Origin of the sequence: Paenibacillus sp. FSL R5-0749 (assembly GCF_038595085.1) — a bacterium.
Taxonomy (GTDB): Bacteria; Bacillota; Bacilli; order Paenibacillales; family Paenibacillaceae; genus Paenibacillus.
Genome location: NZ_CP152005.1, coordinates 2,653,335 through 2,675,952 on the forward strand (window position 1 = coordinate 2,653,335; position 22,618 = coordinate 2,675,952).

Sequence of the window (22,618 nt, forward strand, 5' to 3'; positions counted from 1 at the left end):
TGCGTGAATGAGAAGACATGTGAACGGGTTGTGCTTGTTCATACTGCTGCTGCTTGTCGGCTGTACAACACCTGAGTCTGAATCTGTGCCTCCGCCCATCTCGTCTAACAACTTGGAAACTCTCCCATCTGTTGAGGAATGGATGGAATCAGCGGTAGCAAGGGATACCTCTACGAAACCAATTGTCTTGGGTTTTTCACAACTGGGGAGAGAGAGTGCCTGGCGTCTGGCCAACTCCATGTCTATTCGTACTGCCGCGGCTGAATCGGGAATTTCCCTTGTGATAAAAAATGCAGAACAGTCTCAGACGAAACAGTTCGAGGCTGTTCGGTCGTTCATCAGGCAAAAGGTGGACGTCATTGCCATTGCACCTGTCGTGGAATCGGGCTGGGAGAGTATTCTTCAGGAGGCCAAGGATGCAGGCATACCCGTGATCATCGTAGACCGGTCAGTCGATGTCCAAGACACTTCACTTTTTGTGACAACGATTGGATCTGACTTTTATGAGGAAGGTGTGAAGGCGGGGAAGTACATTCAGGATCGGATGCGAAATCATCCGGGTACGATACGAATTGCCGAACTGCAAGGCACAAGTGGTTCTACGCCTTCCATCCAGCGTGGCGAGGGATTTAGAAGCATTTTCGACACCAGAACAGACATCATCTTCTCACAAAGTGCTCCTGCCGATTTTACGGAGGCCAATGGGAAACAAGTTATGAAAGGTTTCCTTCAGGTTCCGGAAGAAGAAAGACCGCAGGTTCTTTTTGCCCATAATGACGAAATGGCTTTTGGCGCCATTCAAGCGATCGAAGAAGCTGGGCTGAAGCCGGGAGAGGACATCATCATTGTCTCGGTGGACGGCTCCCGCAAAGCACTTGAAATTCTGGCGAGTGGGAAAATCAACGCCGTCGTGGAATGTAACCCGCTGCTTGGTCCTCAGCTTATGCAGGCTACCAAAGAAATTATCGCAGGACGTACACTTCCGAAGCGCATGGTCCCCCCGGAGGACATTTTTACACAGGAGAGTGCTAAACGGGAGATGTACAATCGGCGATTTTAGAGTACGCAAAAAATAGAACATTTTGGATAAAATAGAATTTACTTTAAATCACCTTATCGTTTATACTAAACTCACCTTGAACTAAAGTCTTATCTATGAGAAAGGAGGCTGTGGTTTACCTTTAATTGAAAGCGCTTTTTTTCGAGGGTTGAACGTTGATAAAGAGAGGGAGTGTAGTAAGGTATTATGCTGTGAATAAATATGAGGAGGTAATATTATGTTCAAAGGAAAGCTGGCAAAAGCGGTAATATCTCTCGCACTCTTCAGTACATTGTTCTCCATTCCTGCAGTGCCTGATGCTCGTGCTGCGGACGCAGCCTGTCCAAATGGTTATGTAGGCTTGACGTTTGATGATGGCCCATCTGGAAATACAACAAACATGCTTAACGCATTGAAGCAGGCTGGTTTACGGGCGACGATGTTCAATGTTGGACAAAATGCGCAAAACAATCAATCTCTGGTTACTGCACAGGTGGCAGCTGGCATGTGGATCGGCAATCATTCCTATACACATCCGAATATGACTACGTTAAACAGTTCTCAGATGTCGTCAGAGATTACACGGACACAGCAAACGATTCAGTCCATTACTGGAAGTTCACCTAAATTGTTCAGACCTCCTTACGGTGCGACAAATGCGACCTTGAAATCTGTTGTGAGCCAGAACGGGCTGACTGAAGTGCTGTGGAACGTAGATTCCCAAGACTGGAATGGCGCCAGTGCAAACCAGATTGTAGCGGCTGTGAACACCATGAAAAGTGGTGATGTCATTCTAATGCATGATCAGTACCAGACAACACTTCAGGCCATTCCGCAGATTGCACAAAATCTGAAGAATCGTGGCCTTTGCTCCGGCATGATCTCACCGGCGACAGGTCGGGCAGTCGCGCCTGATGGAGGCACCACCAATCCTCCAGGTACTTCAACAAAAGTGGAAGCTGAGAATATGACCAAAGGTGGTCAGTACACCGGGAATATAAGCTCTCCTTTCAATGGAGTAGTGCTGTATGCTAACAATGATTTGGTTAAATACACGCAGTATTTTGCAACGGGTACTCATAATTTTTCACTTCGTGGGGCGTCAAACAATGCCAATATGGCTAGAGTGGATTTGAAGATTGGCGGACAGACCAAGGGAACCTTTTACTTCGGGGGAAACAACCCTGCGGTGTATACGCTTAATAATGTTACTCATGGCACAGGAAACCAAGAGATTCAGCTGGTTGTAACTGCCGATGATGGAACATGGGACGTGTACATTGATTACTTGGAAATAAACTAATTATCGCAGGATTAATTGAAAAATGTACAGAGATGAAATCCCATTGGAAGCCCAATGGGATTTCATCGTGTTTTTGGACATTTTGTAATACAAAAGTGGAAGGGAAACATTTATAATGGATGAAATGTGGACAGGGAAAATTTGGTGTGTATTGAAACCATTTGTTTATTAGGAGTGGATTGATCCAATGATCATTATGATTAACGGCGCGTTTGGTTCGGGGAAAACTTCGGCAGCAGAAGCACTTCAACCTTTAATTTCCAACAGTATGATCTATGATCCTGAAGAAATTGGTTATATGCTCAGAAAACTTCTCCCGGAGAATTATAGAGAGGAGAATGAACGGACGGATGATTTTCAAGATATCGAGCTGTGGAGAATACTAACCGTAAAGACAGCAAAAGAGGTTAAACAGAAATATAACAAACACTTGATTATCCCCATGACCATCTATAAAGAGGAAAACTTTCAGTACATCTATAACGGGTTGAGAGAGATTGATCAGGACATTCATCATTTTTGCCTAACGGCTACAGAAGAGACGATATATCATCGTTTGGCGAAACGAGGAGATGAATATGGAGGCTGGCAGTATCAACAAGCGCCCAAGTGTGTTGAAGCTTTCAAGGATGAACAATTTCAAACCTACATTGTTACCGATCATCTGGAGACCAGTGAGATCATAGAACTCATATTGAAGAAGGTCCTAAAATAAAATGCGAAGTTGTATGGGAAGATCTGTATAACGAACAGAAGAGGATGGATGGTAATTGACGACAGTGACTTTTGAAGAGGTAACCGAACAGCATCTTCCTGAAATTAGAGTGATTTATAACTATTATGTAAGGAATACAACAATTTCGTTTCATACGGAGGAATTAGATCTTAATCAGATTAAATCCTCTGTGATGAACCAGGATGCGCGGTATAAAACTTACGTAATTTTTGAAAATAATCAAATGGTGGGCTATGTTCTGATCACCCAATATAAGAGTAAACAGGCTTATGACATCTGCGGAGAAGTCACTATATATTTAAAGCCCGATATTTTGGGAAAAGGCTTGGGCAAACAAGCCCTTCGTTATATTGAGAAGGTTGCAAAAGAACAAGGATTCCATACCTTGATTGCAACAATTTGCATGGAGAATACAAGAAGTAAATCATTATTTGAGAGAAATGGGTATGAACAATGTGCTCTGTTTAAAGAGATCGGATATAAGTTTGATAGAAAACTGGATATTGGAAGTTTCCAAAAGATACTGTAAGGAGATTATTAAATGGTTAACAACCTATATATTATATCTGGCCCCCCTGGAGTAGGGAAATCTACAACTTCCAAGCTGCTGGTGCAGACTTTAGAGAGAAGTGCATACATTTCTGGAGATGCGGTTAGTCACTTGCCGGTCAAAGGACGAGGTAAACCTTGGCTTGATAAAGATACAAATGACTTAACGTGGAAAAATATATCCAGTCTAGTGAAAAATTTATTGGACTATAACTACGATGTAGTTTTGGACTATGTTTCCTTTCCGGAGGACATTAATGGATTAATGACAGAACTGGCAGACTATATTGTTCGCATAACCTATGTTGTATTGATGGTGGATCATCAAACCATTATTCATAGAGACTGTCTAAGAGCAGAAGAATATCAAATGAAAGAAAGAAGTGTGCTTCTGCTGGATGAGTTTGAAAATCATCTGAATTTGAGCGCAGATAACAAACTGTATACTCATCATTTTACAGAAGATCAACTACCTGAAATAATAAATGAAATTATAAATAATGAGAAGTATCGGGTGAGATAACAGCGCTTTTTACTAGGCTGCAAATTGTAAAAGTGATAAGAGGGTGAACCATTGAACAGAGGAATACGTTTTAGAATACCAAATGCCTATGGTTGCTTTCTTGGGGAGATTTTAAAACCAATAGGAGTATCTAATTTCGATTGGTTTATTGGTGGAGAAGAATCCTATTTCATTGAGGACGATACATTAGGGGATGATCTTTTTCCGGATATGATTATGGGTATGAATGGAGAAGAATTACAAAAGATTATTGATAACAACGAGTATTATTTAATATTTGCGAATTTAAAAGCATTTCCAAAAGGTGCAAAAATCACAGATTTAATCACCTATGAAGATTATATGTTGAGTGACTGTCAGCTGGTTCTTCTTGTAGTGGATAGTATCTACGTCACGGTTTATTGTAAAGACACGGAAAAAATCGAGGAAATATATAATCATATAAATAGACAGGGATTTAAATCTCTGGAATATGTAACGGATGAGAATGATATGAGGACAACACTATCGGTCTGGTGAAGGAATAACTGGTTTTGGAGCAACTGTGAAGAGGAGAGGATAATATTATCACTACATACGTTGATATGCATTAACATAGTTACATCATGAATGTGAGCAAGCGCTAATGAACCTGACACGTCTTATTCGGGGATTTGAGAAGCTCTCCGAAATCTAAGGAATCTGAGACACGTTATATCCGTATAAATAGCCTTTTGTAGCATTTTTGTCAGGTGATTTTGGGAAATAAGATGTCTCATGTTCCTTATAATTTTCAAAGAGGACCTGAAGGCTCAATAAGATGTCCTGTGTTCCTTAGAAAATTGCTTGAACTTGAAGACACACTCTAATCATTTTCCTCAATGATATTTGACTGTTTATGAATACGATTACATCTTATGAAGGAGGAATCTCACCTTGTCTGATTACTATTGGGATGACCAAATGGAATATCTGAGAAATACGCGTTGGTTATATTATAACGATGATTATCTCGAATTTTTGGTTCAACGTGTATGGAAGATTGAAAATCCAGTAGATCTTATCGACTATGGGTGTGGTTATGGCTACCTTGGGTTGAAACTGCTTCCTTTATTACCCGAAGGATCAACCTATACCGGAATAGATAAAGGCAAGGAATTGATTAGGCAGGCCAGAGAGATTTTTTCAAAGACTTCATATCAAACGACTTTTATTGTAGATGACATTGAAACAGTAAAAGTGAAACGTCAATACGATGTTGCAATAAGTCATGCCTTCTTATTACATATGACAGAGCCTATCACCGTTCTTCAGAATATGATCGAAAGTCTCGTAGATGAGGGTAGAATGATATGTTTTGAACCCCATTGGATCGCTAATATGTCAAACTATGAATTACATGGACTTGATCAATCCAATATTATCCAGTTAGGTATTCTCCAAAAATTATTCGAGGAGGATAGCAAACGGAATGGTAAAGACGGAAATATCGGTATGAAGCTTCCAATCCTGCTTAGCCAACTTGGTTTGAGAAATGTAGAATGCCGGGTGAGTGACAAGGTTAACTTCTTAGATCAAAACATGCCAGGTTCAGATAAGCAAAAGCTTTTTCACGCATTAAAGGAAGAAGGGCTGGGACAAAAAAACAATGCCAGGCATGAAGTTGTTACTCCATTGGTTGAAAGAGGACTTCATTCAGACGAAGCGAATAGACAATATGAAGCAGAGGATGTGTTTGCTAGGGAGTTTAATGAGAGCTCATGGTTAACCTACGCTCCGAACATGAAAATTACATCGGGAATCGTAACGAGATAAGCCTATAGTTTCTAATACTCATAAGGAGGTACAGAGGATGATATATAGGAGAAAAACCTATGTTATTGCTACTTCTTTTGTAGAAGAGTTTAATGCTCTATTTAATGATATTTTGCTGCCATCCCAATTGAAATACGGATCAAGACTTATTGGAAGATGGCATACACCCATAGATGATGAAACCAGTGAAATTTTTGCGATGTGGGAATACGATACCCTTGAACAATACGAAGAGATTGAGAAAAATATAAAATCAGATACAGAACACGTAAAGCGCGTTCAAGCTCGTTTTGATCAGATCGGAAGACATCGGTATAAAGAAGTATTTCGAGAAGAAATTAGGCAAGCATTTTTCACATCGACAGTAGATCGCGAACAAACGATTTTGAAGTGAAAAAATGAAGAAGGAGATGAGAGAAGATGGAGACAGAAAGACTTATATTTCGGAAATATACCAAAAATGATTTTGATTTACTTTTTGAGATGACACGTGAGCCAAATATGATGAAATTTATAAGACATGGAGGACCCTGGACGAAGGAAGAAACGATGCAAAGCCTGGAAAAGTTCATCAACTGGAATAAAAACGATAAGGGGCTGTTTCTTGCATTCAATAAAGAGGATAACAAGTGTATTGGAACCTCTGGACTGATTCCGCAGCTCATTGAAGGCACGGACGAGCTTGAAGTTGGTTACTGGGTTATGGAGCAATACTGGGGAATGGGTTACGGATATGAACAAGCTAAAGCATGGAAGGAATATGGCATGGGTCACTTGAAACAGAGACGGTTGATATCGTTGATTCAACATGGCAATGTGGGTTCTATGAAAGTCGCGCAAAAGAATGGCATGAAACACGAGAAGGACGTAGACATCATAGGAAAAAAAGTAGCGGTGTACTCGATTGAGGTGAATTGAAAATGACTCCTTTTCCTGAAATGGAAACTAAAAGATTGTTGTTAAGAGAAATTAAACAGAGTGATTCCCAAGACATTTTTCATATTTTTTCTAATGAACGATTCCAAAATGGTCACATCTATGCATTGTTGAAGAAAGAATATGTATGAGAATACGAATTATTGGGTCTTGCGGTAGTGGGAAATCAACATTAGCCAAAGAATTATCGGATATATACGGTATTCCTTCCTATGAATTGGACAATCTCATATGGAACAGAACTCATATGGAACAGAAGCGCCGAAAATCTGAGATATCCTGAACATGTTAGAGATGGTTCGATGAAATCTATTGCCTGTTCAGAGGCTTGGATCATGGAAGGAGCACAGTACAAAGATTGGACTTTACCATCCATACAAGAAGCGGATTTAATTTTTGTATTAAACCCAAATGTGTTCATTAGAGATTATCGGATTATAAAGAGGTTTGTATTGTCGAGAACGGGCTTGCGACCGTGGAATTACAAGCAGTCATTTAAGGACTTATGCAAGATGATTGTGAAGTGGAATCATCAATATAATATAGATGCAGCGATAGATGTAATTAACGAAAATAACAAGACAGCAATGATCACTAAGAATAAAAAACAAGTTATACAGTTGATTGAACATCATTTGGAAGTAGTTAGTGATCTACAGGTTGGCAATAAGGTGAAAAATTCTAATCGTGCAAAGAATACATGTGATGATTTTCTAAATGAGGTGACTTAAACATTGAATAATATCAATCATGAGGGTGAATTACAAATCGTATTTGGTGTTCATGAAGAAGACTATAAAACCGTTTGTAATAACTTATATAACTATAATGTCTCTGAAACAAATGGGTTATTAAACAAGCCTGGACAAACTATAAATCTTTTTTTACGCGACGAGACAGGTAAGGCAGTAGGTGGGATCTTCTGTGCTACATATTGTGAAACATTATATATTGATAATTTTTGGATAGATGTGGAACACAGAAAGAAAGGATACGGAAGATCTTTAATCATGCAAGCAGAAAGCATGGCTTCTGAATTAGGATGTAAGCTTGCACACACAAGCACATTTTCATATCAATCTCCTGAATTCTACAAGACGATGGGATATAAAGTCTTTGGATTAATTGATGAGTATCCTGATGGAATTGTTCAATACTTCCTAAAGAAAAGATTATAAGACGAAAACTTAACGTGGCATTGGACGTAACGCAGGGTGACTTTGTAGAAACAAAAGGATGGCGCTCAGAATGGGGAGTGGAACTCGAAACAACTCATCTCTGCTGACTGGATTGCTAGAAGTGTAAGTCCTTCTCTTACTTTAAACACCTTATATAACTACCACTGGCGCATAATGAAAAGCATCGAGGAAGAAGAAGCTGAAAATAAAACGTTTTATGCTATGGGTATGGGTGTTGGACGAGGGCAGTATATCTTTGTTAACCAACCAAAAGCGAGGATTGGTTGCGGTATTCACATCAATTATATCTGATGATTGTTTGTTACCGCTTCAGTGGTTTAACCAATATATTTTGAGAGTAGTCATGTTGTAATTGGAGGGATACCATGAGTCAATGGTTTGATCTAGATGAACTTGATCCAGAGTTAATCAAATTTGCAGTGATAATCGCTAAATATAACCATAAATTCATCATTATTAAAAATAGGAAAAGAGGAGGTTGGGAGATCCCAGGAGGCAACAAAGAAATTGGGGAAACCATTTTATATACGGCGAGTCGAGAACTCTATGAAGAGACAGGTGCAGTGCATTTTGAATTGACACCTTATGGCGTATATGAATGGAATGGGAGCTTTGGTATGGTCTCTTATGCTGAGGTTAATTGGCTTGATAGCTTACCCGAGTCGGAGATTGATGAAATAAAACTTGTGGACGTATTGCCTGAAGGGATGAACTTCGGAGATATGTTTTATCATTTCTTGGATAGATGGGATGGACTTGATAACCATGAGTTAGAGAAGTACACCATCCAAATAAATCATTTGAATGAATTGCCTGTAATTAAAATAAGCTGATTTAAGCTGTAGGAACTGAAACTAAAGGAGAATGCAACGACCATGATAACATATAGGACTTTGACCCTTGAAGATGTCAACCAGTTGGGGGATATAGACCGTTCGGAACATATTGATCTCATCTATGAAATGAGAGAGAACGAATTGGTAGAGCTAAAACAAAATCATGAGTGCTCCAACTGGGATGAAAAGCTTTTGGAGGAAATTCAAAATCGCTACGTCTCCGAATTAGAACAAGGTGGCATGGCATATGGCGCATTTGCTGAGGAGCGGTTAATTGGATTTGGAGTGCTGGCACATCAACTTAGAGGAAGTGAGCAAAATCAATTACAAGTTGACTTGATGTATGTCTCACGCGACTACAGAAGACAAGGCGTTGGAAAACGTATTCTAAACCAATTAGGTGAAGAGGCTAAGAAACGTGGGGCACAGTATCTGTACATCTCCTCCACAGAAACGAGATCAGCGGTATCCTTTTACAGAAGCCAGGGCAGCCAGATTACTAGTGAAATGGATCAGGAACTTTATGACAAAGAGCCGAAAGATATACACATGATAAAGGAGCTGGGCACATGACAACAACAGTAGGCATACTTGGCACGATTCATAATCCTGAACTCAGGGAGCGATATCATTGTTCGCTTTCTCTTTACAAGAATGTGATAACTGAGTTTAAGCCAGATCTCATTTGTGGTGAAGTTCATCCACAGAGTTGGTTGAGATATCAGAAGGACCAAAATGATAGAGGATACTGGGGAGAACCGGCAAGCGAGTTTTGGGATATGGTATTTCCTTTGTGCGAAGAGCAGGACATTCCATTTGTGCCTATTGATTGGTTTGAATTGGATGTGTGGAATGCATTTGATCCATTTAACGGTTATTCGAGTGAGGAGCGCAAAGAACTCGAACAGCGGGATGATGACTGGTTTGCGGAACAAATGGACACGTATCGGTTTGGGGAAATTCCTTTTAATTCAAAGGAGTTCGATCGTATAACCAAACAAAAATATGCATGGTTAGGGCAGATTAACCCGAAGTCACAGAACTTTCGCTGGGTTGTCCGTAATCAGATTATGGTTCAGAGAGTCAAAAATACAATTGAAGCTCATCCAGGGAAACGAATCCTCTGTATCATAGGAGCCGATCATAATTACATTTTTCAAGAAGAACTGATGAACGAATCTATTGAATTGTTGTATCCGCTACGCTAGAGAAAGCGTCAGTATAAATAGGTTTAAGCGCGTAATTAAGGAGCATTATATGTGCAAAAAAATCCGTAAAACACTTAAGTACAGCTTATCGAGTATCATTTTAATGATTATAGTTGCTTTGATATTTCCCACATGGACACCCCAAATTAAAGGGGAGAACAGCATCAGCATGTTAGAGCAGATCGAAATCAACGGTGCAGGTCACGAGGTCATGATCAGGGGAGTTGACCGGAGTAATCCTATCCTGATTTTTGTGCATGGGGGGCCGGGATGCTCGGAGATTCCTTACGTTAGGAAGTATCAGAAGGAGCTTGAGCAACACTTCACTGTAGTCCATTATGATCAACGTGGGAGCGGAAAGTCCTATCACTTTTTTGAGGATTATTCGAATCTGACAACAGATGTATTAGTAGATGATTTGTTAGCGTTAAGTGATGTTGTATCTAAGGAGTTAAATCAAGAAAAGGTTATATTAATCGGTCATTCATTTGGTACATACATCGGGATGAAAGCTGCGGCTAAGGCGCCAGCTCAGTTTCACGCGTATATTGGCATTGGGCAGATGGCAGATACGCTTCAGAGCGAACTGGAGAGCATGGAGTACACGTTAGAACAAGCGAAACAAGCCGGTAATGAAGCGGATGTTGAAAAACTGGAGCTAGTTCGTGGGTCGATTGAGCAAGGAAATGATCTTACACCTAGAATTCTTTTGCAAAAGTATGGCGGCGCTGCCAGACTTATCAATGAGAATAGAGATTATATCTCAGGATTCCTTTTGAATCCCGAATACAATGGATTGGATATGATTCGCTTTTATTCATGGATGTTCAGTTCGCAAGACATCTTACTAAGGGAAGTATTTGATCAAAATTTACCCGATATTGTGGATCATCTGGATATTCCTATTTATTTTGTGATGGGTAAATATGATTATATGACCACTGCGAATGCAGCACGTGATTATTTCAAAGTACTCGATGCACCGATCAAAGATTTCGTTGTATTTAACGAATCGGCGCATTACCCACAGTTTGAAGAGAAAGATAAATTCTTAAATTGGTTAATTGAGCTATTTTAAGATGCATGGAGAGCAGCAAGATCATATTTTGATGGTTGATTTTGATCAAAAACACATTCAAGCAATTAAATGAAACGGATAGATGGATTATTTTGTAGTAAATCGTCAAAAAAGAGCAATAAAGATATATCTTTATTTTCCATAAATGTGTTATTATGTTGGTGAAAGACGAAAATTTCATTTGTTTGATCGATAGGGAAGGAGGCGCGAATTCTCGAATCATTCAATCTGAATCAATAGATTAACTGCACTGCTTGTTAAAAATAATAGAATAAGCGGAGGTATGGTTATGTTCAAAAAATGGAAGAAATTCAGCATCAGCAGCTTGGCGCTTGTGTTAGTGGCTGCCGTGGCCTTTACCGGATGGAGCCCAAAAGCATCAGCAGCAGACGCTTCGCAAGTGGTGGCTGAGATGGGTGCAGGTTGGAATCTGGGCAATCAGTTGGAAGCAGCGATAAATGGCACACCGAGTGAGACAGCTTGGGGCAATCCTACGGTGACTCCGGCGCTGATCCAAAAAGTGAAAGCTGCGGGCTTCAAGTCGATTCGTATTCCCATCTCCTATTTGAACAACATTGGAAGCGCTCCCAATTATACAATTAATGCGGCATGGTTGAATCGAATTCAGCAAGTTGTAGATTATGCCTACAATGAAGGTCTGTATGTCATCATCAATATTCACGGCGATGGTTACAATTCTGTACAGGGTGGATGGTTGCTCGTGAATAGTGGCAATCAGACGGCCATTAAAGAAAAGTATAAAAAGGTGTGGCAGCAGGTGGCTACCAAGTTCAGCAACTATAATGATCGTCTTATCTTTGAATCAATGAATGAAGTATTCGACGGCAACTATGGCAACCCGAACTCGGCATATTATGCCAATCTGAACGCCTACAATCAAATTTTTGTGGACACGGTAAGGCAGACCGGAGGCAACAATAATGCCAGATGGTTGCTGATTCCAGGCTGGAATACCAATATTGACTTCACCGTTGGTAATTATGGCTTTGTGCTCCCGACAGATAATTTCAGATCCTCGGCCATTCCTAGTTCGCAGAAAAGAATTATGATCTCGGCACACTATTACTCTCCATGGGATTTCGCTGGTGAGGAAAACGGTAATATCACGCAGTGGGGTGCAACGGCTACGAATCCTGCGAAGAAGTCTACTTGGGGACAAGAGGATTACTTGGAATCGCAGTTCAAGTCCGTGTACGATAAATTTGTCACTCAAGGCTATCCTGTAGTGATTGGTGAATTCGGTTCAATTGACAAAACATCGTATGATTCAACCAACAATGTATATCGTGCAGCATATGCCAAAGCAGTTACAGCAAAAGCCAAGAAATACAAAATGGTTCCGGTTTATTGGGACAACGGGCATAACGGTCAACATGGATTCGCCTTGTTTAACCGTCAGAATAATACCGTGACGCAACAAAACATCATTAATGCAATCATGCAAGGTATGCAATAATAGACGAACTAGCTTAATCTATGCAAGCAAACGGCGTGTTCCTGAAAAAGGGACATGCCGTTTTTTTTGTTGCGGGAGGTGATATCCACAATATTCCCCAATGCATTTTACATAAGCCATATACAGAATTCATCAAATCCCACAATTCCTTTTATATACTTAATTTGCTCGATATAGCGAACTCAAAGGACTAGGTGGTAGACAGAATGTTAAAAAAACGTGATTTGCAGGAATGCCATTCATTGTACAGTTTGATGATGGACCCCGCAGTTTCGCCTTACGTTCGTTATCTATGTCAATCGTATGAAGAATATCTATTTCTCACGAAACAATTGATGGCCGAAGAAGAGCAAAAAACAGTGATTTCCCGAACGATCTTGAATGAGACAGGACAGCCGATCGGTACCATTGATCTGTATCATATCGAGCAGCAAACGGGTTTCTTGGCCACATGGATTGGAGCCCCGTATTTTGGTAATGGATACAGCCAAAGAGCGAAATCAGCCTTTTTGGTTGAACTGTTTCTGGAACATGCGATTGAAACGGTATTTATGAAAATTCGAAAGCAAAATATAAGATCCAGAAAAGCGGTAGAAAAACTGCCTTATGTGAAACTAGCCAATGATGTGTATCCCGATGTATACCAATTCATTAATGCCAAGGAACAGATCTATGATCTGTATCATGTGGAACGATCGCCTTTTTTTGAACATCATATGGATCTGCACCATGTAGTGGCAACGTAACATATTCAGAGAGTTTACTACAGCGGCGTCAGTGATGACGGCGCTATTTGCTATGATGAGAGTGAAGTTGGAAAACACTTGAATGTAAAATGCAGGAATATGGAATGGAGAATCGAAAGACATGGAGTAGATCGTGCGGATGTAACATGATGGACGGATCATAAAAGGAGGCATGAAATGAACAATATCAACAAAATTCTGGGTGTAATCCTCATGCTTGGCAGTGTGTTTATTTCGACGATGGAGAGAATTTCAATACGAGTATCTGTTGCTATAGTAGAAGCGGGATACGCTTCAGGAGGGACTGCTGTACCTCCGTTCGCTCAGACGAATGAAAACACAACAGGATTACTCGTATACTTCATGTTTTTGGTTGGTTTTATACTATTAGTCGCGGGATTTCCGGGGAGTTATAAGAAGAGTCGTAATCGCAACCATACCCAAGAAAGATAGTATTAGGAGGGATGAGAGTGGCTGAACAGGAGGAAGTGTTATCGGGAGGTAATGTGAATCAGGTTGTCAGAATCGGAGAGACGGTTCGCAGGAGTTCCAGACCTGATCCTTATGTGCAGGAGCTGCTGGTGCATCTTGAAAAAGAAGGCTTTTATCAGGCTCCACGATATCTTGGTGTTGATGCGGAAGGAAGAGAAATGCTCTCGTATCTTGATGGACACGTTCCTGGCAATGATTATCCCGAGATTGAAGCGTACATGTGGTCAGATGAATCGCTTAAGGGAGTTGCAAGACTTTTGAGAACCTATCATGATGCGACTGTTTCATATCTAACTGCCGCTCAATCCAGCAATGCCTATTCTGATATGGAGCAACATGAGGTCGTGTGTCATAACGATTTTGCATTATATAACGTGGTATTTAAGGATGGCGTGCCACAGGGGATTATCGACTTTGATATGGTCGGTCCGGGTCCACGTCTGTGGGATATTGCCTATACATTATATACTTGCGTTCCGCTGGCGAGTTTTTCACCCCAAACTCAGATGCGTGGTAAGGAGGTTATCCCTTATTGCAGTGAAGTGCACGCAACCGTTCGGAAGGAACGCATTGAATTATTCATGAGCACATACGGAGTGACTGTACCGCCGGATTTGAAGCAATGGGTGTTGTCTCGCATTCGTTTCTTGTGTGAGACATTGGCTAATCGTGCGGCTGACGGAGATGTCGCTTTTCTGAAGATGGTTGAAGAGGGCCATCTGTCCCACTACGAGAAAGAAGTTATTTTTCTGGAAAAACATTGGGATGAATGGATTTGAAAAGTAACGCTAATGGACCGCATGATAGCCTATGGGCTGTCAGCGGTTTTTTGTCGTCTACGTCCGTTCCCTATGAATTCCTTTCTAATCATTTTCAACAATTGTGATCAACAATACAGCAATATTGTTCGGATTAGATTGAAATAACTGTGATACAATTCATTGTAAAGCGCTATCATTGTAAATTATTAAACTATATTGCTATTTATATTCTGGGAAGGGAGATCTTTATTGATGCTAACCATACACACCCCGACGAATATTGCTTTACAGGAAAATGAAGTTTACGTGCGATCAGAAGCAGATAACTTTCAGGATGAATGGCCTGTTCATACGCACAACGGGTATGAGATTCATTATTTTATCCAAGGAGATGCGACCTTTTTAATCGGTGATCGAATATATAAGCCGCTGCCTGGAGATATGTTTATATTCAGAGGGGGTGTGCCCCATCGGATCAATCCTTCAAGAGAAATCGTATACAAGCGAAGTTTCGTCAATTTTACGGAATTATTGTTACTGGACATGCTTGCTGTGAGTCAATTGGAGAATCTGATGTCCATATTCCGTCATCCCAATGGATTGCTGGTGCATTGGTCCCTGGAGGAGCGTGAACACATCACAGGTATATTTAAGGGGATCAAGGAGGAGATGGATGCAGGAAATACAGGACACAAAACAATGATCAAATTAAGTCTTACCCAATTGTTGTTGCGGATTTACCGGAAAACGACAAGTGAGCAATCCGCAGATCCTATTTTATTTTCTTCCCAGAAGCAGACAAGTGTAAGCCGGGTTCTTCATTATTTAAACCAGAACTACACGGAGAATGTTTCACTGGATGATCTGTCCAAAACACTCCATTTGAATAAATACTATATATGTCACTCTTTCAAAGAGACGACGGGATATACCATAAGCAATTATGTAATACGGAAAAGAGTTGCAGAGGCCAAAAAATTATTACTGTCTACAGATGCACCGATTTTGTCCATATCTGAGACGTTAGGCTTTAATACACCTGTATATTTTAGTAGGGCATTTAAACAGTATGTGGGTGTATCGCCACAGTTGTTCCGCAAAAATGAATTGCTCAACGAAGCCAAAATTCATTAAACCCTTCCAAGGAGATGTTGATATGACGAGAAGAACAACGTTTAAGCTCATCACTAGCCTGGTAATGGTCATGTTACTCATCGTGCTGACTGCTTGCGGAAATACAGGTAACAATGCTAATTCGAAACAATCAACGCTGGATTTTCTGTGGTTCTCTGATGGGAAAGAAGGAGAAGTCATTAAGGAAATCATTAAAGAATATGAGCAGACGAATACCAAGGTTAAGATCAATCTGATTGAAGTTGGTTTCAAGGACATGCAAACCAAATTAAAAACAATGTTATCGGGTGGAAAGCCACCTGCCCTAAGCCGGGTCACGGATACCGGATCATTTGCTAATCAGGCGGTTGATCTTACACCCTACGTGGACAGTGCCAGTCAATTCGAGGATCAATTTATCGACTCTCTTAAACCTTATTATGTTATGAATGACAAGCTGGTGGCTGCGCCTATGGACGTCACAGCGAATGGACTTATTTATAACAAAACCTTATTTGATAAAGCGGGCGTCAAGGTACCTACTTCACCCGATCAGGTATGGACGTGGGAAGAATATATCGCTGCATTAAAAGAGGTTATGGACAAAGGTGGAGCACGATATGGCATGGTATGGGATGTCACTCCGCATAGATGGTCCACTCTTTTGTACCAGAATGGTGGAAGTATCTTAACAGAGGATGGCAGTGCGGCGGCCATTAACAGTCAAGCCGGAATCCGTTCGATGGAGATGTTCAAGCAACTTCATCAAGATGGAATTATGCCTGAATCGGTATGGCTCGGAGGGGAGAACCCGAACAACCTGTTCCGTTCCGGGACGGTAGCTACCCACTGGGCTGGCAACTGGATGATTAGCAATTACAAGGATATCACCGATTTTGAATGGGGCGTCACCTATATGCCGAAAGGAACACAACGTTCATCCGTGCCCGGCGGGAAGTTTCTCATGGCTTTCAAAGGCAGTGGTTATGAGCAGGAGGCAGCAGAATTCATTGAATATTTAACCTCCAAAGAAGTGAATTCCAAATATAATCAGGAATCATTGTTTATGAGTCCACGGAAGGACAGCTCCGTATTAAATTATGAATTTGGCAAGGAGATGTTTGAAATTTTCTCGGATGAACTGAAGAACAGTTCACCTCTTGCCGCGAATGACTGGTCTAAGCAAACGCTTATATCCAAAATTTCAACGGATTTGAAAAATAACATTATGGACGTTCTATCAGACAAGGCAACTCCGCAGGAGGCTTTGGATCGAACAGCCCAACTGATTAACGAGGCTATCGGCAGTCAATAAACCTAAATTCATTACGACAATTCGCATAACGGGGGCTTAACGATTCCTGTGAGCCTCCCTTTCGAATGAACACATAAGGAAGGGGCAAGCAGATGAGTGAAGGACAACGATTAAACAGGAATACGCTGGCAAAACAGAACAGGAAGCTCGTTATTGCTCCTTATCTGTTTATACTTCCCAACCTCCTGATCTTTGGAACGTTTATCGTATTTCCCTCTTTATTGGGTCTCTATTATTCTTTCCATGTCTACGATGGATTGAACCCAATGAAGTACAACGGGCTGGAGAATTATATCAAAATCATAGGGGATCGGGAATTTTGGTCGACCATCGGACGAACGGGGATTTATGCAGCAATTGTTGTCCCGCTAATCTATGCAGCAGCATTAGGCATTGCATTACTGCTTGCGCGCGAGATACGAATGCGGGGGTTCTTCAGGGCCGTATTTTACTGGCCGACCATGATTTCTTACATTATCGTAGGTTTGACCTGGAAGTGGATTTTTGGAGATTCATTCGGCATCTTGAATCATCTGTTAACGGTGGTTGGTGTGGAACCTGTAGGCTTTCTGACCTCTCCCTTTTGGGCAAATACGGCTGTGATTATCGCAACGGTTTGGTCTCGTGCAGGCTTTTTCATGGTCATTTTTATCGCAGGCTTGCAGGCCATACCTACGGATTATTATGAAGCTGCCCGCTTGGACGGCGCAACGGGAACAAAGGTATTTCGCTATATTACCCTCCCACTTTTGAAGCCTACCAGCTTACTCGTTGTTATGCTATGTCTGATTGACGCGTTCAAGGCCTTCCCACTTATGTTTGCGCTTACAGGCGGTGGGCCGGGCAAGGAAACCACCTATATTGTTCAATATATCTATGAGATTGGCTTTAACAGGCAGGAGCTTGGGCTAGCCAGCGCCATGTCGGTGATACTGTTTATCCTTATTGGCGGATTCTCAGCTCTGCAATTCCGTCTATCGAAAGGAGGGGCTACGTGATGGTAATGAAACCTATGGTCAAAATTGTCATTTACAGTATATTAAGTGTTGCCGCAGTAGTGTGGCTCCTGCCTGTTCTGTGGGTCGTAATTTCTGCCCTGAAAACGAATAGCGATCTGTACAGCTTTCCTCCAAAGTTGTGGCCCGATCCAGTCACCTTCGAGCATTTCAGGGAGGCATTCAAAAAAGGTAATTTTGGCTTGTATTTTATGAATAGTACAATCGTAACTTTGAGCTCAACGCTGCTGTTGTTGCTGATCAACTCCATGGCAGGCTTTGCACTCGCGAAGTACCGCTTCCGCGGAAGCTCGATCATATTAATCGCTTTTATCTCAACCCTCATGATTCCGATTGAGGTCATTATGATCCCTATCTTCAAGGTACTGAGTGCACTTGGGATGTATAATAGCCTGCTCGCGATTATTATACCACCAGCAGCAACTCCGACAGGTGTGTTCCTTATGCGGCAGTACTTGCTAAGCGTACCGGACGAACTGCTGGAAGCTGCCCGGATGGATGGAGCCGGTGAATGGAAAATTTACTGGAGCATTATTCTTCCCATAGCGAAGCCGATTCTGGCCGTGCTTGCGATCTTCTCCTTCATGTGGAGATGGGATGATTTTGTATGGCCGTTAATTGCTATTAGTGATCCATCGAAATATACGATTCAGCTTGCGCTCTCTAATTTTATTGGTGAATACAACGTAGATTGGGGCAGCCTTCTGGCCATGTCCGTAATCACGATGCTTCCGGTACTGATTGTTTTTATGGTTTTCCAGCGTTATTTTGTCAGCGGTATGATTACTTCAGGAATGAAAGGATGAGTTGAATGTCAGATATTACCCGTGACGGCACGGATACCTTGAATTATAAACCTATGAAATTAGGCCACCATCAGGTCATTAATCATTGGATCATCAGTGGCATATATACGAAGCCTGTTGCCTTTGTTCCAACAACGATGGAGGGAGATATTAATGATTGGCTTATCGATGGCTTTGCCATCCATGAGAATCCATGCAGAAAAGAATTTGTAGAACATAGGAGAACGCAGCCTGTGAACCGATTTTTTGACCAATGGAGCGAGTTTCCTAGCCCGGGAGACAGCTTCGTTGGAGAAGAAAACGGGAAGCCGTGGACACTGTATTCTCCCTGGAATAATCCACGGGTGGAGCAATCCGGATTTTGGTTTGTACCGACACATCTGCGCAGTTACGCCGCGACAAGGTTGATTTCTGCGACTGCTCATACCGCCTCTTTGCGGATCAAGACCTATGGCAGTCTGACATTGTGGGTGAATGGGGAAGTGGTAACGGATTTTGCGCCACTCATGCGTAACAAGGAGCAGGAAATCGTTATCAAAGCTGAACTTGTAGCCGGAATCAATGAGATCTATGTCTGCTGGGAGGATCTCGCTGAGCGGGATACCATGTATGCTTTTGCGGTGGAATACCTGGGAGACGAAGAATTGGAAATTTCCTTGCCTATTGCTCCTCATTTGGCAGAAAATGTGAAATACGCAGAACAAGCCCTTGAACAGGCTTATTTTCCTTCGGATCTCTTTAGAGGGGAGCAGATTAAGCTAAAGCTGCCGCTTCCCTTACCAGACATCGTTAGAGAAGTTGATATCCAGTATGGCAATTTCTTTGATGGCACCGAAAACAAGACAATACACATAGCCGAAAAGGAAACGGATCTGGTTCTGGCACACACCAACGAAATTGGCCATCATTACGTATACTTCACGCTGACGATTTCAGTTTCAAACGTAGCATTGACGAAGAAGTTCGGCTGTCAATCCTACGATACCAGTTATGATGAAGCTGCTCAGCAAGCTACGGATATGGAAGCACGCAAATCTCTGGCTCTGCAATGTATTGCTGAGAAGGGCAGTCGTAACATTCATACGGCTATAGCCATGTTAAAAACAAATGGCAATCTGCAAGAAGCGGAAAATATGTTGCTTGAAGGCGTGGAGGGGATCGAGCAACGAAAGGATTGCAGTGACTTCTATCTGGTGGGGCTGTTTCGTCTCTGGAGAGATGAACGAAATAGCGGTCTGTTCAGTGAATTGTTCTGGGATCGGGTAAAAGCAAGTATTCTGGGCTATCGATATTGGATTGATGAACCTGGTGATGATGTGATGTGGTTCTTCAGTGAGAACCATGCTCTGTTATTCCATACCAATGAGCTGTTAGCCGGACAACTGTTCGGGACTGAAACGTTCAGCAACAGTGGTGAGTCCGGTGAAGTTCACCGTCAAAAAGCGGAGCAGCGGCTTAGCTTATGGTTTGAGCGCTTTTTGGATGAAGGATTGGCAGAATGGAATTCAAGTGCATACATTCCTATTGATGCAGTGGGGCTGCTACATATCTATGAATTTGCCCATAATGAGCAGCTCAGGCAGCAAGCGAAAAAGGCAATGGACCTGCTATTCTATTATATTACCGTTCAGATGCATCAAGGCGTCATGTCCACAACGTTTGGCCGCAGCTATGAGAAGGAACTGCTGGGTAGTTATGCAGCGGGAACGACTTCCATGTGCTGGATCGGTTATGGTATCGGCAATGTTAACAATTATTCAATCAGCAATGTTGCTTTGAGTTTATCGGATTACATTCCACCAGCAGCTTATCAGGAGCATCTGTTGCTTGGGGGAAATCAGCAATTGGTGTTCGCCAATGAGCAGGGCAAGGGAGGTTACGCCAAGCTCTATCATCATCGGACAGAGGAATATGCTCTTTCCTCCATCATTCGCTTTCGTCCAGGCAAGCCAGGTTATCAGGAGCATGTCAACCATCTGTCTCTGTCTCCTGAAGCGCAGATATGGGTGAATCATCCGGCAGAAATATACAAGCATGGAGATGGCCGACCTTGCTTTTGGGCTGGAAACGGGATATTGCCTGACGTTGTTCAGCATGAGGGGATCGCTCTGATAATGTTTGATATTCCGGCAGACCAGACTGCGGATTGGACACATACTTATTTTCCTGTGAGCTTTTTCACAGAATGGGTGCAGCATGAGAACTGGTATTTTGCCCGTCTGAATAAAGGATATGTGGCGCTATATGCAGCCAACGGGACGAGTATGGAGACCAACGGGGTGACAAAAGATCGTGAGCTTATTTCTCCTGGATTGCGTAATGCCTGGATCATCAGAGCAGGAAACGAACTGCAATTTGGATCATTTGGCCATTTTATAAATTCAGTTCGTTCCTCCAGCCCGCACTTCGACAGTACATCCCTGACGCTTAGCCTGACCGACTCGGTATACGGTTCCATTCAGTGGGGCATGAACAAGCCTTTTCTTATTCAAGGAGAGGAAATGGTACATGACGGATATGGCGTAAGGGGACAGTTGCAGTTACAGGACATCAAACGTTGATGCTGAGCAATAAATCTAAGGAGTGAAAACAATCATGCCGAATCAAGAAGTGCTTCTGGAGAAAATAAGCAGGGTATCCGATGCGATGAAATCGATGAAAAATACAAGCATCAACGAACAGTTCCCCATTGGACTAATCGACATCCATCTATGGGAATGGCCACAAGGTGTCGGCCTTTATGGTCTGCTTCAGCTCTATGAAGCAACGAAGGATGCCGAGGTGCTGGAATTTCTCGAATCATGGTACAATGCAAGGCTGCTGGAGGGGTTACCAGAAAAAAATGTGAATACCTGTGCTCCGCTGCTTACGTTGATTTCACTATGCGAACTGACCGGAAACAAGGAATATGAACGTGTCTGTGAAGAATGGAGTAGCTGGATTATGGACGAACTGTTACGAACCGGAGACGGTGCATTCCAGCATATGATCACAGGAGACGCCAACGATGGCCAGATTCTAATCGACACCCTTTTTATGACGGTATTATTTCTGGCCAAAGCTGGGGTGTATTTTAAGAAAACAGCCTATGTGGAAGAAGCCAAGCGGCAATTCCTTGTGCATATTAAATACCTGTACAATAAACAAACCGGGCTGTTCTATCACGGCTGGGATTTCAACGAAAATCATAATTATGGCGCAGTTCACTGGGGAAGAGGCAATGCATGGTATACGGCGGGGGTTATGGATTTTCTGAATATCATCCCCATTGAAGATGGGCTGAAGGCCTATCTGTTGGATACAGCGACCGCTCAAATTAGAGCGCTTAGCAAGCTTCAGAGTGAGAACGGGATGTGGCACACCGTACTGGATGATCCGCACTCTTACCAAGAAACTTCCGCAACGGCTGCGATGGGATACGGGATTCTCAAGGGAATCCGGTACGGATACTTGGACGAGTCCTATCGCGATACCGGCACGAGAGCACTTGAAGCAGTGCTGCGGCAAATTGATGATAACGGAGTTGTACAACAGGTATCCTACGGGACCCCTGTGGGACAGGATGCCCAGTTCTATAAAGATATACCGATTAGTCCGATGGGCTATGGACAAGCTCTTACGTTGTTTATTCTGATTGAGGGGTTGCGGGTTCCAGCCACCGAATAAAATAAGTCGGGCTTGTGTGGAGGAT

The 22,618-nt window shown here is 42.1% G+C and carries 26 protein-coding genes; all 26 read left to right on the forward strand.

The annotated features are described in order from the left end of the window. The first annotated feature begins 7 nt into the window (after positions 1-7). The 26 genes from MKY85_RS12010 (at position 8) to MKY85_RS12135 (ending at position 22,593) form a co-directional block, all read left to right on the forward strand. Positions 8-1,060, forward strand: a complete 1,053-nt coding sequence (locus MKY85_RS12010; protein WP_339241845.1) for an ABC transporter substrate-binding protein — start codon at positions 8-10, stop codon at positions 1,058-1,060. Positions 1,061-1,277: 217 nt separating this feature from the next. After that, positions 1,278-2,342 (forward strand): polysaccharide deacetylase family protein, encoded by a 1,065-nt coding sequence (locus tag MKY85_RS12015; protein WP_342572666.1) that lies wholly within the window; start codon positions 1,278-1,280, stop codon positions 2,340-2,342. 187 nt (positions 2,343-2,529) lie between these two features. Further along, positions 2,530-3,057, forward strand: coding sequence for an AAA family ATPase (locus MKY85_RS12020; protein WP_342572667.1), 528 nt, complete (start codon positions 2,530-2,532; stop codon positions 3,055-3,057). A 64-nt stretch (positions 3,058-3,121) separates the two neighbouring features. Then, a complete protein-coding gene (locus MKY85_RS12025; RefSeq protein ID WP_339261389.1) occupies positions 3,122-3,607 on the forward strand; it encodes an N-acetyltransferase family protein in 486 nt (161 codons plus the stop codon). 12 nt (positions 3,608-3,619) lie between these two features. Continuing rightward, positions 3,620-4,150, forward strand: a complete 531-nt coding sequence (locus MKY85_RS12030; RefSeq protein ID WP_342572668.1) for an ATP-binding protein — start codon at positions 3,620-3,622, stop codon at positions 4,148-4,150. A 51-nt stretch (positions 4,151-4,201) separates the two neighbouring features. After that, positions 4,202-4,669 carry a DUF2691 family protein gene (locus MKY85_RS12035; RefSeq protein WP_342572669.1) on the forward strand — a complete coding sequence of 156 codons (468 nt, stop codon included), beginning with the start codon at positions 4,202-4,204 and terminating at the stop codon, positions 4,667-4,669. Positions 4,670-5,065: 396 nt separating this feature from the next. Further along, positions 5,066-5,944: a class I SAM-dependent methyltransferase gene (locus MKY85_RS12040; RefSeq protein ID WP_342572670.1), complete on the forward strand. Its 879-nt coding sequence runs from the start codon at positions 5,066-5,068 to the stop codon at positions 5,942-5,944. Between the two features lie 37 nt (positions 5,945-5,981). Continuing rightward, complete coding sequence (locus MKY85_RS12045) at positions 5,982-6,338, forward strand: NIPSNAP family protein (protein WP_342572671.1); 357 nt, start codon at positions 5,982-5,984, stop codon at positions 6,336-6,338. A gap of 26 nt (positions 6,339-6,364) precedes the next feature. Further along, complete coding sequence (locus tag MKY85_RS12050) at positions 6,365-6,862, forward strand: GNAT family N-acetyltransferase (RefSeq protein WP_342572672.1); 498 nt, start codon at positions 6,365-6,367, stop codon at positions 6,860-6,862. A gap of 145 nt (positions 6,863-7,007) precedes the next feature. Beyond that, on the forward strand, positions 7,008-7,163 hold the full coding sequence (locus MKY85_RS12055; protein ID WP_342572673.1) for a shikimate kinase: 156 nt from the start codon (positions 7,008-7,010) through the stop codon (positions 7,161-7,163). Positions 7,164-7,182: 19 nt separating this feature from the next. Further along, entirely contained in the window at positions 7,183-7,611 is a 429-nt protein-coding gene (locus MKY85_RS12060) for a hypothetical protein (protein WP_342572674.1), read from the forward strand. 3 nt (positions 7,612-7,614) lie between these two features. Then, on the forward strand, positions 7,615-8,058 hold the full coding sequence (locus MKY85_RS12065) for a GNAT family N-acetyltransferase (protein WP_342572675.1): 444 nt from the start codon (positions 7,615-7,617) through the stop codon (positions 8,056-8,058). A 386-nt stretch (positions 8,059-8,444) separates the two neighbouring features. Next, positions 8,445-8,912: an NUDIX domain-containing protein gene (locus MKY85_RS12070; RefSeq protein ID WP_342572676.1), complete on the forward strand. Its 468-nt coding sequence runs from the start codon at positions 8,445-8,447 to the stop codon at positions 8,910-8,912. A 42-nt stretch (positions 8,913-8,954) separates the two neighbouring features. Next, on the forward strand, positions 8,955-9,488 hold the full coding sequence (locus tag MKY85_RS12075) for a GNAT family N-acetyltransferase (RefSeq protein ID WP_339302864.1): 534 nt from the start codon (positions 8,955-8,957) through the stop codon (positions 9,486-9,488). Next, entirely contained in the window at positions 9,485-10,123 is a 639-nt protein-coding gene (locus tag MKY85_RS12080; protein ID WP_342572677.1) for a hypothetical protein, read from the forward strand. The genes MKY85_RS12075 and MKY85_RS12080 overlap by 4 nt, the downstream gene beginning before the upstream one ends. 49 nt (positions 10,124-10,172) lie before the next feature. Beyond that, positions 10,173-11,201, forward strand: a complete 1,029-nt coding sequence (locus MKY85_RS12085) for an alpha/beta hydrolase (protein WP_342572678.1) — start codon at positions 10,173-10,175, stop codon at positions 11,199-11,201. 289 nt (positions 11,202-11,490) lie between these two features. Continuing rightward, positions 11,491-12,678, forward strand: coding sequence for a glycoside hydrolase family 5 protein (locus tag MKY85_RS12090; protein ID WP_342572679.1), 1,188 nt, complete (start codon positions 11,491-11,493; stop codon positions 12,676-12,678). Positions 12,679-12,884: 206 nt separating this feature from the next. Continuing rightward, a complete protein-coding gene (locus MKY85_RS12095) occupies positions 12,885-13,424 on the forward strand; it encodes a GNAT family protein (RefSeq protein ID WP_342572680.1) in 540 nt (179 codons plus the stop codon). A gap of 177 nt (positions 13,425-13,601) precedes the next feature. Then, a complete protein-coding gene (locus MKY85_RS12100) occupies positions 13,602-13,877 on the forward strand; it encodes a hypothetical protein (RefSeq protein WP_342572681.1) in 276 nt (91 codons plus the stop codon). Between the two features lie 11 nt (positions 13,878-13,888). After that, on the forward strand, positions 13,889-14,695 hold the full coding sequence (locus MKY85_RS12105; protein WP_342572682.1) for an aminoglycoside phosphotransferase family protein: 807 nt from the start codon (positions 13,889-13,891) through the stop codon (positions 14,693-14,695). A gap of 234 nt (positions 14,696-14,929) precedes the next feature. Beyond that, positions 14,930-15,811, forward strand: a complete 882-nt coding sequence (locus MKY85_RS12110; RefSeq protein WP_339241878.1) for an AraC family transcriptional regulator — start codon at positions 14,930-14,932, stop codon at positions 15,809-15,811. A 22-nt stretch (positions 15,812-15,833) separates the two neighbouring features. After that, complete coding sequence (locus MKY85_RS12115) at positions 15,834-17,105, forward strand: sugar ABC transporter substrate-binding protein (RefSeq protein WP_342572683.1); 1,272 nt, start codon at positions 15,834-15,836, stop codon at positions 17,103-17,105. Between the two features lie 92 nt (positions 17,106-17,197). After that, positions 17,198-18,103 carry a sugar ABC transporter permease gene (locus MKY85_RS12120; RefSeq protein WP_339241882.1) on the forward strand — a complete coding sequence of 302 codons (906 nt, stop codon included), beginning with the start codon at positions 17,198-17,200 and terminating at the stop codon, positions 18,101-18,103. Next, positions 18,103-18,927, forward strand: a complete 825-nt coding sequence (locus MKY85_RS12125; protein WP_339241884.1) for a carbohydrate ABC transporter permease — start codon at positions 18,103-18,105, stop codon at positions 18,925-18,927. The genes MKY85_RS12120 and MKY85_RS12125 overlap by 1 nt, the downstream gene beginning before the upstream one ends. Before the next feature lie 5 nt (positions 18,928-18,932). Continuing rightward, complete coding sequence (locus tag MKY85_RS12130) at positions 18,933-21,488, forward strand: hypothetical protein (RefSeq protein WP_342572684.1); 2,556 nt, start codon at positions 18,933-18,935, stop codon at positions 21,486-21,488. A 34-nt stretch (positions 21,489-21,522) separates the two neighbouring features. Next, entirely contained in the window at positions 21,523-22,593 is a 1,071-nt protein-coding gene (locus MKY85_RS12135) for a glycoside hydrolase family 88 protein (RefSeq protein ID WP_339241888.1), read from the forward strand. Positions 22,594-22,618: the final 25 nt, after the last annotated feature.